Origin of the sequence: Micromonospora sp. NPDC005215 (assembly GCF_040607915.1) — a bacterium.
Classification (GTDB): domain Bacteria; phylum Actinomycetota; class Actinomycetes; order Mycobacteriales; family Micromonosporaceae; genus Micromonospora.
The window spans coordinates 98,218-113,846 of record NZ_JBEXHQ010000001.1 but is presented as its reverse complement, the minus strand read 5'-3'; the positions used below and the strand labels follow the sequence as shown (position 1 = coordinate 113,846).

The 15,629-nt window shown below is 70.5% G+C and carries 11 protein-coding genes; 3 read left to right on the top strand and 8 right to left on the bottom strand.

The genetic code is table 11. The annotated features are described in order from the left end of the window. Positions 1-38: 38 nt before the first annotated feature. Positions 39-1,058, top strand: coding sequence for a methyltransferase (locus ABZU25_RS00595; protein ID WP_355027177.1), 1,020 nt, complete (start codon positions 39-41; stop codon positions 1,056-1,058). On the opposite strand, the gene ABZU25_RS00590 is transcribed toward ABZU25_RS00595, so the two are convergent. Continuing rightward, entirely contained in the window at positions 1,030-2,292 is a 1,263-nt protein-coding gene (locus ABZU25_RS00590) for a cytochrome P450 (protein ID WP_355027176.1), read from the bottom strand. The genes ABZU25_RS00595 and ABZU25_RS00590 overlap by 29 nt on opposite strands. Before the next feature lie 353 nt (positions 2,293-2,645). Here ABZU25_RS00590 and ABZU25_RS00585 point away from each other — a divergent pair, with 353 nt between their 5' ends. Beyond that, entirely contained in the window at positions 2,646-3,527 is an 882-nt protein-coding gene (locus ABZU25_RS00585; RefSeq protein ID WP_355027175.1) for a phenylalanine 4-monooxygenase, read from the top strand. A gap of 89 nt (positions 3,528-3,616) precedes the next feature. On the opposite strand, the gene ABZU25_RS00580 is transcribed toward ABZU25_RS00585, so the two are convergent. Genes ABZU25_RS00580 through ABZU25_RS00550 form a run of 7 tightly spaced genes read right to left on the bottom strand, consistent with a single transcriptional unit; the run spans position 3,617 to position 14,180 of the window. Beyond that, positions 3,617-4,588, bottom strand: coding sequence for an amidohydrolase family protein (locus tag ABZU25_RS00580; RefSeq protein ID WP_355027174.1), 972 nt, complete (start codon positions 4,586-4,588; stop codon positions 3,617-3,619). Then, the gene (locus tag ABZU25_RS00575; protein WP_355027173.1) at positions 4,585-4,836 is read right to left on the bottom strand and encodes a hypothetical protein; all 252 of its coding nucleotides are present in this window, start codon (positions 4,834-4,836) and stop codon (positions 4,585-4,587) included. Before ABZU25_RS00575 ends, ABZU25_RS00580 begins: the two co-directional genes overlap by 4 nt. Further along, a complete protein-coding gene (locus ABZU25_RS00570; RefSeq protein WP_355027172.1) occupies positions 4,769-5,776 on the bottom strand; it encodes an amidohydrolase family protein in 1,008 nt (335 codons plus the stop codon). Before ABZU25_RS00570 ends, ABZU25_RS00575 begins: the two co-directional genes overlap by 68 nt. Continuing rightward, entirely contained in the window at positions 5,773-8,907 is a 3,135-nt protein-coding gene (locus tag ABZU25_RS00565) for an aminotransferase class III-fold pyridoxal phosphate-dependent enzyme (RefSeq protein WP_355027171.1), read from the bottom strand. Before ABZU25_RS00565 ends, ABZU25_RS00570 begins: the two co-directional genes overlap by 4 nt. A 25-nt stretch (positions 8,908-8,932) precedes the next feature. Next, positions 8,933-9,565, bottom strand: a complete 633-nt coding sequence (locus ABZU25_RS00560) for a GNAT family N-acyltransferase (RefSeq protein ID WP_355027170.1) — start codon at positions 9,563-9,565, stop codon at positions 8,933-8,935. Then, positions 9,565-10,518 carry a fatty acid desaturase gene (locus tag ABZU25_RS00555; protein WP_355027169.1) on the bottom strand — a complete coding sequence of 318 codons (954 nt, stop codon included), beginning with the start codon at positions 10,516-10,518 and terminating at the stop codon, positions 9,565-9,567. The genes ABZU25_RS00560 and ABZU25_RS00555 overlap by 1 nt, the downstream gene beginning before the upstream one ends. Next, positions 10,515-14,180, bottom strand: a complete 3,666-nt coding sequence (locus ABZU25_RS00550; RefSeq protein WP_355027168.1) for an amino acid adenylation domain-containing protein — start codon at positions 14,178-14,180, stop codon at positions 10,515-10,517. The genes ABZU25_RS00555 and ABZU25_RS00550 overlap by 4 nt, the downstream gene beginning before the upstream one ends. A gap of 251 nt (positions 14,181-14,431) precedes the next feature. Here ABZU25_RS00550 and ABZU25_RS00545 point away from each other — a divergent pair, with 251 nt between their 5' ends. Further along, positions 14,432-15,478, top strand: coding sequence for a hypothetical protein (locus tag ABZU25_RS00545; RefSeq protein ID WP_355027167.1), 1,047 nt, complete (start codon positions 14,432-14,434; stop codon positions 15,476-15,478). Positions 15,479-15,629: the final 151 nt, after the last annotated feature.

The following is a 15,629-nucleotide window of genomic DNA, read 5'->3' as shown; positions in this document are numbered from 1 at the left end:
CCAGGGCATCGGAGCATCGTGATCGGGGAGGCGGGGGAATGGTGCGGGAACCAATAGCGGAGATCGCGGCCTTGTTCGACGTGTACCAGAGCGGGCTGGTCTTCCACTGCCTGTGCGCTGTCACCCGGCTGGGCGTACCGGACCAGCTCGGTGAGGAGCCCCGGCCGGTGACCGAGGTCGCGGCGGCGGTGGGCGCCGACACCGACGCGTTGCGGCGGGTGCTGCGGTTGCTGGCCGGACACCAGCTTGTCGACTTCGACCCCGGGACCGACGCGGTGACCCTGACCCAACGTGGTGTGCTGCTGCGCGGCGACCATCCGCTGTCGCTGGCCGCGACCTTCGCCACGCTGGGTGTGTCCGATGTGGCGCACCGGACGGCTGACGCCCTGCGTACCGGCCGGGCGGCCGCGCCGGTGGCGCTGGGCGAGGATTTCTGGTCCTTCCTCGCCGCGCGCCCGCAGCGGCAGGCCGTCTTCAGCCAGGCCATGGCCGAACAGGCGCGGCTGCTGTCGCTGCCCTGCGTCGACCTCGTCGACTGGCCCACCGAGGGGGTGGTGGTGGACCTGGGCGGCGGTACGGGCGCCCTGCTGGCAGCGGTGCTGAACACCGCACCGCAGCTGCGTGGGTTGCTTGTGGACCAGCCGCAGGTGCTCGACAGGTCCCGTGCCGCCGTCGCCGAGCGGGGCCTTGCGGATCGTTGTGAGGTGCGAGCGGGGGATCTGTTCGGCCCGGCGCCGGCCGGCGACGTGTACGTGTTGTCGCGGGTGCTGCACGACTGGGACGACGAGGCGGTGGTGCGCATCCTGACCGCCGCGGCGACAAACGCTCCGGCCGATGCGCGTCTGGTCATCTTCGAGGACGTGCTGCCCGAGGACGGTTCGGCCACGGCCGCCCAGGCGTGGGCCGACATCGCGATGATGCTGCTGTACGAGGGTGCCCGGGAGCGCACCGCCGAGCAGTACCGGATCCTGCTGGACCGCGGCGGCTGGCAGCTTCGGGAGACGGTGCCCGGACCGCCCGGCATGCACGTCATCGACGCGACCCGCCGGCTGGCGTGACGGTGGTGACCGCCGGGTCGAGGACCACGTCCAGTCGTCGCAGGCCGTTCAGGAAGTTGGAGGCCTGCCGGGCCGGCCGGGCCGTCTCGTGGATCTCCGCGACGGTGCCGAGCATGCTCTCCAGCACGCAGCGCAGCTCCAGCCGGGCCAGGGCCGCGCCGACGCAGTAGTGCGGCCCGCCGCCGAATCCCAGGTGCTTGTTGGGTCGTCGGTCGACGAGGAACCGGTCCGGCTCCGGGAACACGTCCTCGTCCCGGTTGCAGGAGGGCAGCCAGACGACGACGCGGTCGCCCTCGGCGATGTTCGCGGCGCCGAGGGCGACGGGCCTGGTCGCGGTGCGCATCGCGTGTCCCGGTGGGGAGGTGTAGCGCAGGATCTCCTCGACCGCGGTGTCCAGCAGTCCTGGGTCGGCGCGCAGCCGACGCCACTGCTCGGGGTGGCGCGCGAAGGCCAGGATCGCGCCGGAGATCGCGTGCGGGGTCGTCTCCAACCCACCGTTGAGCAGGCCGTCGCAGTTGAGCACGATCTCCTCGTCGGTCAGTGGTCGGCCGCCGTAGTCCGCGGTCGCCAGGGTGGAGACGATGTCGTCCCCCGGATCGGCGCGACGCTGCTCCAACAGGTCGAAGAAGTAGGCGAAGATCGCCGAGTGCGCGGCGGTCCGCTCCGCCGCCGCGGCCGGTGCGGTGTCGGCGTCGTCGAACCCGGCAGCGGTCAGTTCAGCCAGCTCGTCCCAGTCCTCCCGGGGCACGCCCATCATTGTGAACAGCACCCAGGACGGCACGGGCAGCGCCAGTTCCGCGACGACGTCCACCGGCCCGCCGCGGCCGACCAGGTCACGCAGTCGGTGCTCGACGGTGTCGCGCAGGCCCGACGCCAGGTCCGCGAGCCCTCGACTGGAGAACCATCGGGCGTGCGCGGGACGCAACCGCTGGTGGTCGGCCCCGTCCGAGACGACAAGCATCCGGCCGCTGGCGGCCGCCACCGAGTCGCCACCGCCACCGAGGCGCATACCCCGGGTCGAGGTGAAGGTTTCCGGCTGCCGCAACACCTCCCGGGCCGGGCGGTACGCGGTGACCGACCAGAAACCGTCGCGGCCCGGGTTGGTCCAGGCGACCGGGTGCCGGCGGCGGGCCTCGCCGGCGACGTCCAGGAAGCGGTCCCCGGTGAAGAACTGTGGGTCCGCCAGGTCCACGTCCGACCCACCGGCGACGAATAGTGGAGTGCGATCGGTCACAACCATCCTCCGATAATTCCTGCATTTGGGTCACGCAATTATTACCGCTGCCGAAAGGCATCGGAAACGGTCTTTCCTCAGTCCTGTTCTTTTGAAACTCTGGCAATTTCGCAGAGGCCCCCTACAATTGATTCATCCGGCCATCCAGCAGTCCGGGAGACCACGGGCACCCGCAGCGTCGCCCGACGTCCGGCATCGTCACGCCGATATTTCCAGCGTGCTGACGACCGCTTTCCGGGCGTACCGCGCATTCAACTCGGCCGATACGCCGTGGTGTCTGACCGCAACGGGCGCAGCGCGCGTGGTCGCCACCGCACCGACGCACGATCGACAAGTGGGAGAGGGAAGCCACCATGTTCGAAGAAGCCACCGTCTACTCACCGGTGATCCGGCAGGAGAACGGGACAGTCTCGGTGATATTCGCCCGCGAACATCCCGGCTTCGAGGATGCCGACTATCAGCGCCACCGCGCGCGGATCGCGGAGCTGGCTCTGACGTACCAGCTCGGCGATCCGGTGCCCGAGGTCGAGTACACGGCCGAGGAGGTCGACCTCTGGCGGCAGGTCGTCGCCGACCTTCAGGAGAAGCACCGCCGGTACGCCGCGCCGGAGTTCCTCGACGGATCGCGACGCCTCGACATTCCGACGGACCGACTGCCGCAACTGCGCGAGATCTCCGGCCGGCTGCGCACCCTTACCGGGTTCCACTTCACGCCGGCGGCCGGCATCGTCGGCCTCCGCGACTTCTACGGCTCCCTGAACGAGAGCCGGTTCCAGGCCACGCAGTACATCCGGCACTGCTCGATGCCGTACTTCTCGCCCGAGCCGGACATGATGCACGAGGTGGTCGGGCACGGAAACGCCCTGGCCAACGACCGACTGGCGGCGCTCTACCGCCGGGTCGGCCGGGCCGCGAGTCGCGCGGGCAGCAAGAAGGCGCTCGAGGTCCTCTCGCAGGTCTTCTGGTTCACCCTGGAGTACGGGCTGGTGCTCTCCGACGGTGAGCCCAAGGTGTACGGCGCCAGCCTGCTGTCGTCGGTCGGCGAGCTGGAGCAGTTCCGCAGCGCCGCGGAGGTGCGCCCGCTGGACGTCACGGCGATGGTCCAGCAGAGCTACACGGTGCAGAACTTCCAGCCGGTGCTCTTCTGCGCCGAGTCGTTCGACCAGCTGGAGGCGTTCTACGAAGAGTTCCTGTCCTCCATCGAGGCCGGCGAGCCGGTGCTTACCGGCTCCTGAGCGGCGTGCGCGGCCCCGGCGGCCGGCCGGTGTGCGGCACCGGTCCGGCCGGCCGGACCGGGCATCGGCCGAGTCGCCGGGCGTCCTGCTCATGCCGTCGCTCCCGAACGCTGGCGGCCGGGGGTCGGCCCGGCGGCGGCAGCGCTCGCCGGCGACAGCACCCGCAGCAGGTTCTCCCGCAGGATGAGGTCCTGGTCGCGCTGGGAGACCCCGGCGAACACCTCGCCGCCGTCGCGGATCTCGCCGACGAGTCCCTGCAGGCCGCCGGTGAGCTGGTTGAGTGGCCAGTCCGTACCGAAAATGATCTTGTGGTTGATGCCGAGCCGGAACAGCCGGTTCAGGTGCGCGACCCAGCCGCCGACCACCGGGGAGCCGGCGAAGCCACCGGTGTCGACGTAGATGTTGGGCCGGTGCGCCGCCAGGTACGAGCTGACCTCGACGTCGGTGACCCCGCCATGGCCGAGTACGAAGGGCACGTCCGGAAAGTCCCGGGCGGCACGGTCCACCAGGATGGCCTCGCTGGTGGTGAATGTCAGCGACTGCGCGGTCGGTCCGGTGTGGACGAAGACCGGCAGGCGGCGGCTTCGGCACACCTCGTAGTAGGGGTAGAGCGACCGGTCCGAGGGCGAGTAACCGCACGGCGGGTAGAGCTTCATCCCGTCGAGCCCGAAGCGGTCCACGAGATCGGCGAAGGCGCGCGCGCCCGCCTCACCCCGGCGCGGGTCGGCGCCCAGGTACACCCAGAACCGGCCGGGGTGGCGCAGCCTGATCTCGTGGTGCCGCTGGGCCATCGCGGCGAGGTCCGGCTGACCCGGCATGACGTACCCGAAGTCGGGCACCAGCAGCACCGACCGGGCGATGCCGGCGGCGTCCATCTCCGCGACCAGCCGGTCGGCGTCGTGATCCCGGTGCTGCGCGCGGTAGCTCTCGTGCAGCCGGTCCAGTGGGGGACCGGCCGCCACCAGGTCCAACCGCCGGTGCATGCCGTAGGCGACGTCGCCGAGGAACGCGTCCGGGATGAAGTCCGTCGAGGCCACGTGGCAGTGACCGTCGTAGATCATGGCTTCAGGCAGTGCTCGACCGTCTGACGGATGGTCGCGGCGCGGCCGGCGTTGAACGTCATGAGGTTGAACTTGCGGCCGGTGCGGTCCTCCAGGAACGACAGGTAGGCCACCATCCCCATCGAGTCCAGGAGCCCGGTGGTGAGCAGTGGGGTGTCGGCCGTCACCGCGGCCGTCGTCTCACCGTCGTTCCAGTTCTCGATCCACTCGATCAGCTCCTGGTGCAGGGTCGTGGTGTCGACTTCCATCGGTGCCTCCCGAGGCGACGGTGGCCGACGCCTCGCCGTACAGGCGAAGGGCGTTGCCACTCATGATCAACTGGCGGTCCCGGCGCTTGACGCCGGCGAAGAGCGCGTCCCCGGTGAACTCCTCAAGCACCGCGGAGAGCGACAGGGACATGCGGAACGAGGGCCAGCACGTCCCGAAGAGGATCTTGTGGTTGATCCCCCTGCGGAACAGCCGGTTGAGGTGCGCCACCCAACCGTCGGCGCTGAGCATCGACGGGAACTGGCTGATGTCCAGGTGGATGTTCGGCCGGTGGGCGCACAGGTACGACGCCTCGTCGACGTGGGTCACCCCGCCGTGACCGAGGACGAAGTCCACTGTCGGGAAGTCCCGTGCGGCGTGGTCCACAAGCAGCGGTCGCCCGAGCGTGAAGTCGAGCGGACCCCAACCCGGTCCGGTGTGCGTGAGAACCGGAAGTCCCAGTGCCGCGCACACCTCGAAGTAGGGATACAGCCGGCGGTCGCTCGGCGAGTAGCCGGTGAGCGGATAGAGCTTCATCCCGGCGAACCCGTACTCCGTCACGTACCGCTCGAACAGCTCCACGCCCTGCGTGCCAGCCCGGGGATCGACGCCCCACAGCACCCGGAACCGGCCCGGGTGGCGGGCACAGACCCGGTGGTGCAGCACTGCCAACTCCGCCGGGGCGACAGCGTGCGGGCTCGCCCACGAGTAGTCGGCGGCGACAAGCACCGCCTGGTCGACCCCTGCATCGTCGAGTTCGGCGACCAGCCGGTCACCGTCATGGTCCTGATAGCCGGCGAGCAACTGGTCCAGGACAGCGTCGGAGCGGTCCCCGACACCGTAGGCGGCGAGCCGGGCCGCGACGTTTGCCGCCTGCGCCGCGAGGAAGTCCCGTGGTGTGGCCCGGTCGCTGGCCAGCGTGACGTGCGCGTCGACGATCATGCGATGGGGACGGCCGAGTCCCGCCGCTCGGCGTAGTAGGCGGCAGCGGCCGCCCGGCTCAGCTTGAGGTTCGCGGTCAGGAACGCCGGATCGCTGCGCAGCGGCTTCGCGCTGAACAACACAGCGGTGAGACGGTACTGGCCGTCCAACTGCTCGTTGACCTTGGCGATTCCCTCGACGATCGCGGCGCGCTGGCCGTCGCCGTCGTCAGTGGGCGTGCCGATGGCGGCGAGACCGTGCGAGTTCGGGGTGGGCACGACGATCAGGTCCGCGAGGCCGGGCACCCCCGCGAAGTGCGACTCCACCTCGCCGGGATGCACCTTGCGTCCGCTGGCCAGCGCGATGACATCCTTCTTGCGACCCAGCAGGGTGAGGTAGCCGTCCTCGTCCAGGCGCCCGTAGTCACCAGTGACGATGGTGCCGTCGGACCGGAACGTCTCCTCCGCCACCTGCTGGTCCAGCCCGAAGTAGCCGATGCTCAGCGGTGCCGGCCGGTGGATCAGAAGCTCGCCGTCCGCCAGCAGGGTCACCGCGTCCGGGTCGATGAGCTTGCCGACAGTGCCCGGACGGTTCTCCGCCAGGGTGTTCCAGCCGATCATGCCGCTCTCGGTCATCCCGTACGCCTCGAGCAGCGGGACGTCCTGGGACCAGTAGGCATCCATCGTCTTGCGTCCGATGGGCGCCATGCCGGTGATCGCGAACCGCAACCGCCCACCGAGGAACTCGCCGAGTGGCATTCCGGCGCCCGAGGTGGCCGCGAGCTGCAGCACGGCGTCGTAGAAGATCGGCGGCCCGATCAGGAAGGTGGGCCGCTCGGCCCGCAGCGCGGCGAAGACCCGCTGGTACGGCGCGAGCACCAGGTCCGCACCGGTCCACAGGCAGCAGTAGACCGACAGTCGCTGCTGGTAGTTGGCCAGCGGCAGGAAGATCAGGTGCCGGTCCCGGGAGGTGACGTCGAAGCTGTCGATGAACCGCTGGATGACGTACTCGGTGCCCTTGGCGCTGATCCGCAGGCCCTTCAGCAGCCCGCTGGTGCCCGAGGAGTAGACCAGGCTGTGCAGGTCCGGGTTGTTGTGCCGGGCCGGACGCCCGGGATCCCCCGGGTAGGTCTCCTCGCCGAGGACCAGCAGCGCGAGACCGTGCTGCTGGGTGAACGCCGGCACGTCGTCGATGGGGAAGTCGTCCGGGAACGCCTGGAGCACGGCGCCGACGAGCAGTGCGCCGAGATCCCAGGTCAACCAGTCGATGCTGTTGGGCGCGCGCAGCCCCACCACGTCACCCGGTCGGACCCCGGCGGCACGTAACTCCGCGGCCCGACGCTCGGCAAGATTCGCCAGCTCGGCGTGGCTGATCTCCCGGCGGTCGCCGGCGGCGTCGATCTCGACGACCACCGAGTCGGCGTTGTCGCGGTAGTGCTCGATCAGACTGGACAGCTTCACGATCGTCCCTTCGCGTCGGTGGCGCCGGGCGGGCTGGCGCAGCTGGGTGAGCAGGTTGTCCAGGCGGTCGTGTGCGAGTCGGCCGAGGTGGCCGCCCAGCATCGGCTCGTACGGGCCGGTGCCGGCGTCCCAGTCGAGCCGGATGGTGAGCGCGCTGCCGCCCGCCTCGTCGGGCCGCCACCGGACCGAGCGCTCAAGGGAGTTCCAGAGCCAGTCGGGATCGGCGCGGAGCACGACTCCGTCCGGGGTCAGCTCGACGCGGTCGGTCCAGTGCGCCGACCGGCCGCCGAGCGTTCCGGCGAAGTCCGGCTCGACGGTCGCCCCGGTGGCCGCCGGATCGGCGGCGAACGGGTCCAGCAGGTGCGGCCGCTCGTGCAGCAGCGCAGCCAACTCGTCGGGGCTCAGCCCCACGGACACCGTCCGCGTCAGCGGGGGTAGCCGGACCGGAACTGGACCGCCGGCGCCGTCCAGGGTGTCCAGCACCTCGTCGAGCACCGTCAGGCCCGCGACCAGGTCGTCGGTGGAGATCACCATGGGCGGCTGCACCCGCAGGACCCGGTTGTTGTAGAGCGAGTACGTCGAGGTGACACGGCGGCCCAGGAGTTCCCCGAGAACCATCCCGCCCAGCGACTCGTCGTGGAACTCCAGGCCGTGCATCATGCCGACGCCGCGGTGCGCGCTGAGCAGCCGCGGATGGCGGGCCACCATCGCGGCCAGCCGCTCGGTGATCAGCGCTCCCTTGGCGACCACGGACTCGACGAAGCCGTCCGCGGTGGCGATCTCCAGCACCTCCAGGCCCACCCGGGAGGCCAGCGGGTTGCCGCCGAGGCTGGAACCGAACGTCGACGGTTGGTCGCGCAGCGACTCCCAGACCCGCGCGGTGCCCAGGACCGCGGAGATCGGCACGATGCCGCCGCCGAACGCCTTGCCGATGCAGACCAGGTCGGGAGCCACGTCGAAGAGTTGGTGCGCGAACAGGGCGCCGCACCGGCCGAACGCGGTCTGCATCTCGTCGAGGATCAGCAGCGCCCCGCGCTCGTCGCAGAGCCGCCGCACCTCGGCGAGGTATCCCTCGGGTGGCAGCACCACCCCGGCCTCCGCCTGCACCGGCTCCAGCAACACCGCCGCCGTGTCGGTGCCGACCGCGCGGTCGAGGGCGTCCAGGTCACCGAACGGCACCTGCTGGAAGCCGTCCATGAACGGCCGGAACAGCGCGGCGTGCTCCGGGCGCCCGGACGCGCTGAGGGTGGCGAACGTCTTGCCGTGGAAGCAGTCGACAGCTGTGACGAAGCCCGGCCGTCGGGTCGCCGCCCGAGCCAGCTTCAACGCGTTGTCGATGCTCTCGCCGCCCCCGTTTGCGAGGTACGCGTACGGCAGCCGACCGCCGGTGACCTCGGCCAGGCGGGCGGTCAGCCGGATCTGCACCTCCTCGAACATGATCTTCGTGCTGTTGAGGCGGCGACTTCTCAGCTGCTCCTCGATCGCCTCGATCAGCCGCGGGTGCGAGTAGCCGAACGACTGGTTGCCGTACTGGTCGAACAGGGCCAGCAGCTGGGCGCCGTCCTCGTCGGCGACGAAGCTGTCCGACCCTTCGCCCTGGACGCCACAGCCCATGACGAACGACATCGTGGCGTAGGTGGGATGGTTGTGCGCCGCCTTGGACTCGGCCAGCCGCTGTCGTTGTGATCGCACGATGCCCCCGTTCCCCCCGCCGTTGTCAGGCCGCGGCTACGTACGCGTCGTAGTCGGCGAAGAAGTACTGCAGAAGGCGGTTGGTCCGGCCCTGCTCGGTGTGGCACCGGCGGGCGGCATCCTCGACGTCGAGGACCCCCACGATGCTCAGTGGCGCGCTGTGGAACCGCTCGTCCGCGTACGGCGGGGACAGCGCCACGAAGCCGATCTCCAGGTAGAAGGGCCGCAGCCCGCCGGTGTCATCGACGAAGAAGTCCCCGAGCACGTGGGTGGCGCGGTACCGCGCGACGCTGTGGACAAGCGCCTCCCGCATCAGAGCCATGCCGACCGACCGCTGCCGGATCCGCGGCAGCGTCATCAGGTGGCCGAACTCCACAAGCCGGTTCCCGGGCCGACGCAGGGCGCTGAGGTCCACGACGTCGTCACAGGGCAGGCCGATCTCCGCGTCGGGCACCACCTTGATGGTGCCCACCGCGTCGGGTCCGTCCTCGGCGAGGATGTAACTGGCGTACCCGTCGAAGCGGTCGAACGTGTCGGCCGTGTCGGCGACGTCCGCGAGCCGGGACTGCTCGTGCACGTACACCGCCTCACGCAGCCGTCTCACCGCGCTCCAGTCCTCCGCCGACCGCGCCACCCGGAAGCACGTCACGTCCGCCATCAGCCCCGCACCACCTTTCGGAAGAAGTCCACGTAACCGGTGTGGAAGTGCTTCAGCCGAGGCCGCACCTCGTCGTGCAGGGCCGGCAGCCGTTCGATCGGCAGGTTGGGCATGAGGTGGTGCTCGACGTGGAAGTTGTTTCCGTTCGTGAACCACGTCATCAGGCGGTTCGACCGGATGGTGCGGGTGTTGGCGAACGCGTCCTGGCTGAGGGTTTCGCAGCGGAAGTGCTCCGGCAGCTCGATGAGCGCGTGCACCGGGCCGGCGACCAGCAGCAGCGGAAGGAGCCACACCCACAGCACGACCGGCTCGCGCAGCACGACGGAGAGCAGAGTGAACGCCAGCAGGGCGGTGAGGATGAGGTAGTGGTCGCGTCGGATGCGCCGGGACGTGGTCGCCGACTCACCGTCGTAGTCCCGGCGCAGCACCGCTCGGGCGGCGCAGGCCAGGAACTGCACGTAGAAGTGCAGCATCGTGAACCGGATGGTCCAGGTCAGTGCGGTACGCCACCGGGAACCGCCGCCGTCCACGCCGTACTGGTCGCCGTAGTCGAAGAACTCCCGGTTCTCGGGGGTCCCCAGGTCACGGTGGTGACGCATGTGCGTAGCCCGGTAGGCGGCGAACGAGATCAGCATGGGGATGCCGAGAACGATGCCGGCGACAGTGTTGGCACGCCGGTTCCGGAACCCGAGACTGTGCAGCGTCTGATGCTGCAACTCGGCGGCGTGCGCGAACATGCACCCGAGCAGCAACATCCCGGCGGCGCGGCTCCAGAGCGCCGGCTGCCCGGCAAGCGCCGCGCCGGCACCGGTCAACGCAGCCCAGAGAGCCAGCTTGGCGGCGAAGGTGCGGTCACTGATTCTGGTACGCAGATGCCGGAACTCACCCCGTACGTCCGCCGGGGTGACCGGCTCGGCGCTGCCCAGCGACTGTCGGTCGTCGATCATCTTCATGTGCTCGTCACTTTCTGCCGCTGGCCGGTCTCCTGATGCGGAAGGTCGGCGGCGGTCGCGGTCAGGCGGTTCGGAACGGCGTGCAGGATCGCCCCGAGGCGGGCCAGCGGCTCCGGATCGAACGGCTCCGCCGAGTGGGGGCCGAGATCCTGCCCGCTGACGACGACGGTCTCGCCGCGGTACGCGGGTGCACCGAGACCCGCCGGCTGTACCAGCACCAGGGTTCCCGCTGGTGTGCCGTCGGCCGACAGTGCGGCGGCGAGCCGGCGGGCGAGGTCGGCCGCTTCGCCCACGCCGACGAGGTGGTACGGGCCGGGCAACCCGGTAGCGCGGATGCGTTGGACGTGCGCCGCGATCTGGTCGTCGGTCACCGGGAGCGGCGTGGACAGGCCGTACAGCGGACGATCTGGCAGATGCGGGGCCAGGCGTAGGTGGATCCACGGGTCCGCACCGGGCGCCGCGACGCAGAACAGGGGCTCCCGGCCGCCGGCGGGCCGCAGCGGCACCAGCGGATCCCGACCCCAGACCGCACCGACCACGGCGGCGACCCTCTCGGCCACCGCCTCGACGGTCAGGTTCCGGAACAGTTCCCGGACGTCGAGTCGTACCCCGAACCGGTTGCGGAGCCGGCCGACGAGCCGCGTCGCCGACAGCGAGTGACCACCCAACTCGAAGAAGCTGTCCCGGAGGGCGACAGTGGGGATCTGGAGAACCTCGCGGAAGGCGGCGGCGACCGCCTCCTGCACCGGCCCGCGCGGCAGCCGATCGGCCGGCTCGGTGGAGCCGCGCAGGTCGGGCAGAGCCCGGCGGTCCAGCTTTCCGCTGCGGGTCAACGGCAGTTCGTCGAGCACGCCAAGCAGTTGGGGCACGAGGTGGGACGGGAGATCCGCGCTCAGCGCCCGGCGTAGGTCACGTGGGTCGACCCGGGCGCCGGGGACCGGCACGACGTAGCCGAGCAACCGCCGTTCGCCGGTCGGGTCCTCGTGGACCGTGGCCGCTGCCCGCGCCACACCGGGCAGCCGGACCAGCGCCGCCTCCACCTCGCCAAGCTCGATCCGGAATCCGTTGACCTTCGCCTGCCCGTCGTCCCGGCCGACGAACAGGAGTTGGTTGTCGGCGTTCCACCGCACCAGATCCCCACTGCGGTACATCCGCGCGTCGGATCCGGCGAAGGGGTCGGGCAGGAAGCGGTTGTCGGTCAGCTCGGGCCTGTTCAGGTAGCCCAGCGCGACGCCCGCGCCGCCGATGTACAGCTCTCCCACCGCGCCGACCGGGACCGGGCGTAGCTGGTCGTCGAGCACGTGGACGCGCAGGTTGCGCAGGGGCGTGCCGATCGGCGGAGCGGTGGCGTCGGCCGGCGACAGCGGCGGACTCATCGCGGTCGAGATGGTGCCCTCGGTCGGGCCGTAGCCGTTGATGAGCCGGCAGGCCGGGGCGAAGCGCTCGATGACGGTGGGCGCCGCCGCCTCCCCGACGATGGAGACCGTCGTGCCGGGTGGCAGGTCCGCCGGGGTGAGCTGAGCGAGGACCGACGGCACGAGCACGACATCGTTGACCCGGTGCTCGTGCAGCAGTTTCGACAGGTCGGGACCCGGGGCGAGCCGATCCTGCGAGGCAACCACCAGCGTCCCGCCCAGGAAGATCGACTGGGTCATCTCCCCGACGAAGGCGTCGAAACTCGGTGAGGCGAACTGCAGCGTCCGTCGGCCCGGCCCCGGCCCGAGCCGGTCGACCATCGCGTGTGTCACGTTCACCACGCCCCGGTGTGCCACCAGGACCGCCTTCGGGGTGCCGGTGGAACCGGAGGTGTAGATCAGGTACGCGGGCGACCGGGGCGAGAACGGGGCGAGCCGGTCGGCATCGGTGAGCAGCGTCGGCGGCTGCGCGGCCCACGCCGCGCTGGTCTCCGGCGCGTCCAGCACCAGGCGCTCGACGGTCTCTCCCACCACGTCGGCGGTTTCCTCGTGCACCAGGACGACGCCCACCTCGGCATCGGCCACCATGAACGCGATCCGCGCGGCGGGGTAGGTGGTGTCCAGGGAGAGGAAGGCCGCACCCGTCTTCAGGACCGCCAACACCGACACGACGAGGTCCGGGCAACGGGGCAGCGCGATGCCGACGGTCCGCCCCGGTCCGATGCCGCGAGCGACAAGGAGACGCGCCAACCGGTTTGCGCGTTCGTCCAGGTCCCGGTACGCCACGACGGTGTCCGCGTAGTGCAGAGCCGGGGCATCCGGCGTGCGGTCCGCCCACTCCTCAACCAGCTGGTGCACGCCGATGTCCGGAATCGGGTGACTCGGTCCGCTGCCGAGGTCTCGCAGGCGGCGCGACTCCGCCTCGTCCACCAGCGGGACGTCGACCACCGCGGTCGCCGGGCCGGCGTTCGCGGCACCCTCGAAGAAGAAGAGCAGCCGCCGCAGGTGGGCACGAAGCTCGGTGGTCGAATAACCGCCGGCGTCGACATCGATAATCAGTTCGACGTCGCCGCCCGGCAGGTGGAAGAAAATCGCGGAAAAATCCTCGATGTCGGGCTTGGATATCGTTCTGAGCTCGGATCTCTGGCCGGCGAAATTTAATAGTGCGTCCGAGCCCATCACGTTGACAATCGGACCCCACAGGGCGCGTCCCGTGCCGGTCAGGCCCAGGTCAGCAATCATGCTGGGAGTGGGATAACGGCTGTGCGACAGCGCCTCACGCAATTCCAGGGCAACCGAGGTCAGAAATTCACCGAGCGTTACCCGCGAGGTCAGCCGCAGCCGTAGCGGCATCCCGTTCGTCGTCATGCCGGGGGTGGCTCGCTCGGCGCGGCTGATCCGGGCGGTCACCGGCATTCCGACCACCAGGTCGTCCGCACCGGTCATCCGCGCCACGTACGCGGTCACCAACCCGACGGCCAGTTCGGACCAGCCGACACCGAAGCGGTCCGCGGTCGCCCGCAACCGGGCCAGGAGGTCGGCGGGGATGACGGCGCGCTGCCGCAGGACGGTGCCGGAGGGCGCGTACCGGCGACCGGCGAGCCGGACCGGCTCCGGCAGGTCACGCAGGTGCTCGCTCCAGAAGAGCCGATCCTGCGCGTGCCTGGGGCTGGCGCGATAGGCGACGTCGGCGTCGACGAGGACCCGGTAGGGCGGGAACGGCCGGCCAACCTCGGCCGGCTCGGTGGCGGGTGCCGAGACGAAGGCGCCGTAGAGCTCGGCGGTGCGGCGGTGCAGCGCGGCCAGACTCCAGCCATCGACCACCAGGTGGTGGACCCGGCGGTAGAGCACGTGGTGCCGTGGCCCGAGCCGGAGCAGCGCGGCGGTGCACAGCGAGGATCCGAGAGCATCGACCGGAGCGGCGGTGTCCGCCTCCATCCAGTCCGCCGCGGCGCGCTCCGGATCGGCCTCGCCACTGACGTCCACGAACCGCAGCGGTGTGCTCGCCGCGGCATCCACGTACTGCACGGGCCCGTCAGCAGTGGCCCGGAAACGCAGACGTAGCGCCTCCGCCTCCCGCTCGACCTGCCGATGCGCTGCGCTCATGGCCCCACGGTCCAGAGCGCCGAAGAGATCGATGCGGTCGCTGATGCTGCTCGACGCGCCGCCGGAGCCGAGCGCCTCGGCCAGCCACACCCCCGACTGCGCGGGCAGCAGCGGCCAATGCTCCGGTTCGTTCGTAGACACGGTTGAGTCCTCCCCGTTGCACGCCGCTCCCTCCGACCGACTGTCCAACCAATTAGCACGGGCCGAAAGGTGTGGACCACCCACATTTACTTGCGCGACTGGCAAACATCAAAGGGGTCCACTATTCAGTAGTGCAGATTGTGCTAACGGCGATTGTGCGAGGTAATAACTTGTCGCCTTGTTCCACGGACGCCGATGTCTCGGCTACGCTTCGAGGAGATGGCATTCACCGGGGGAGGGTGCCGTGGTCGATGAGTGAGCTGCCCGAAAGTTTCGCCAAGGAGTTCCGCCTCCTGGCGCCGCATCTGGACGAGCGTCAGCGCCGCCTCGTACTGGCCGCCCGCGCCGTGTCCCTTGGGCAGGGCGGAGCCCGCCGCATCGCCCGGGCCGTCGGGGTGCACCCACACACCGTGTCCAAAGGCATCCAGGAACTCCAGGGACCCGAGGAGAACGGCGGCAACCTGCGCCGGCCGGGTGGCGGGCGTAAGAAGATCACGGAAAGCAACCCGGAAGTGCTGCCGGCCCTCCTCGACCTGATGGAGCCGGGCCGCGCCACCGCCCCGCACCTGCAGTGGACGACCTCGTCCACCCGTGCGCTCGCGGCGGCCCTCAAGCGTCGCGGCCACCGCATCTCGGCCTGGTCGGTGGCGAGCCTGTTGCGGCAGAACGGCTTCCGACTCTTTCCCGGCTCCCGTCCGACGGATCAGCACCGGCGGCTCGACCAGCGCGAGCAGTACGAGCGGGTGAACGACCGGGTGGGTCAGTGGTTGGCCGCGGAGCTGCCGGTGGTGACCGTGAGTATTCGCCGCGACCGCCTCGGCTCGCTGCCCGCCGACCCGGATCCGGCCAGGCGGAGCACGGACCGGCCGCCCCGCGGCGCCCCGGCGGCCGTCGCCGGACCGGGTCGCCACGCCGATGACGCGAGGTTGATGCTGGCCTCCGGCACCATCCGCGCCTGGTGGGAACGGCAACCGGAGTGGAAGGGCCAACTTCTGGTGGTGGCCGACAGCACACTGTGGACCGCTGGCAGCCGGTCCCTGCGTCGGGCCATGACGAAGCTCGCGGGCGAGACGAGGCTGGCCATCTCCATCTGCTACCTACCGCCACTCACCATGCGGTGGACGTGGATCAACGAATGCATCCGCTCCAGCATCGTGGTGCAGCGGCCCGGTCGGGAGGCCGACCGCCACGAGGTCGAGCTCGGCGTCATGGCCGGCGCCGGCCGGGGTGCCCAGTCGGCCGCCCCGGTCGTCGACGGCCCTCCGGCGTGGAACTACACGGTCGGCTCGGCGGCCTGAGCCCGGCTCAGCTGGTCGACCAGTTCGGCGAGCGGGTGGTTGACCGAGGGTCGGTGGGAACTGGAGCCTGGTGTGGAACGCAGGCCGCGGTGGCGGCCCACACGGACGACTGCCGGCCGCTCAGGTGAGCGGCCGGCAGCCACGAATCGGG

Coding starts and splice junctions, on each gene's coding strand:
- ABZU25_RS00595 (WP_355027177.1), top strand. CDS start 39: ATGGTGCGGGAACCAATAGCGGAGATCGCGGCCTTGTTCGACGTGTAC.
- ABZU25_RS00585 (WP_355027175.1), top strand. CDS start 2,646: ATGTTCGAAGAAGCCACCGTCTACTCACCGGTGATCCGGCAGGAGAAC.
- ABZU25_RS00580 (WP_355027174.1), bottom strand. CDS start 4,588: ATGATCTACGACGGTCACTGCCACGTGGCCTCGACGGACTTCATCCCG.
- ABZU25_RS00575 (WP_355027173.1), bottom strand. CDS start 4,836: ATGGAAGTCGACACCACGACCCTGCACCAGGAGCTGATCGAGTGGATC.
- ABZU25_RS00570 (WP_355027172.1), bottom strand. CDS start 5,776: ATGATCGTCGACGCGCACGTCACGCTGGCCAGCGACCGGGCCACACCA.
- ABZU25_RS00560 (WP_355027170.1), bottom strand. CDS start 9,565: ATGGCGGACGTGACGTGCTTCCGGGTGGCGCGGTCGGCGGAGGACTGG.
- ABZU25_RS00555 (WP_355027169.1), bottom strand. CDS start 10,518: ATGAAGATGATCGACGACCGACAGTCGCTGGGCAGCGCCGAGCCGGTC.
- ABZU25_RS00545 (WP_355027167.1), top strand. CDS start 14,432: ATGAGTGAGCTGCCCGAAAGTTTCGCCAAGGAGTTCCGCCTCCTGGCG.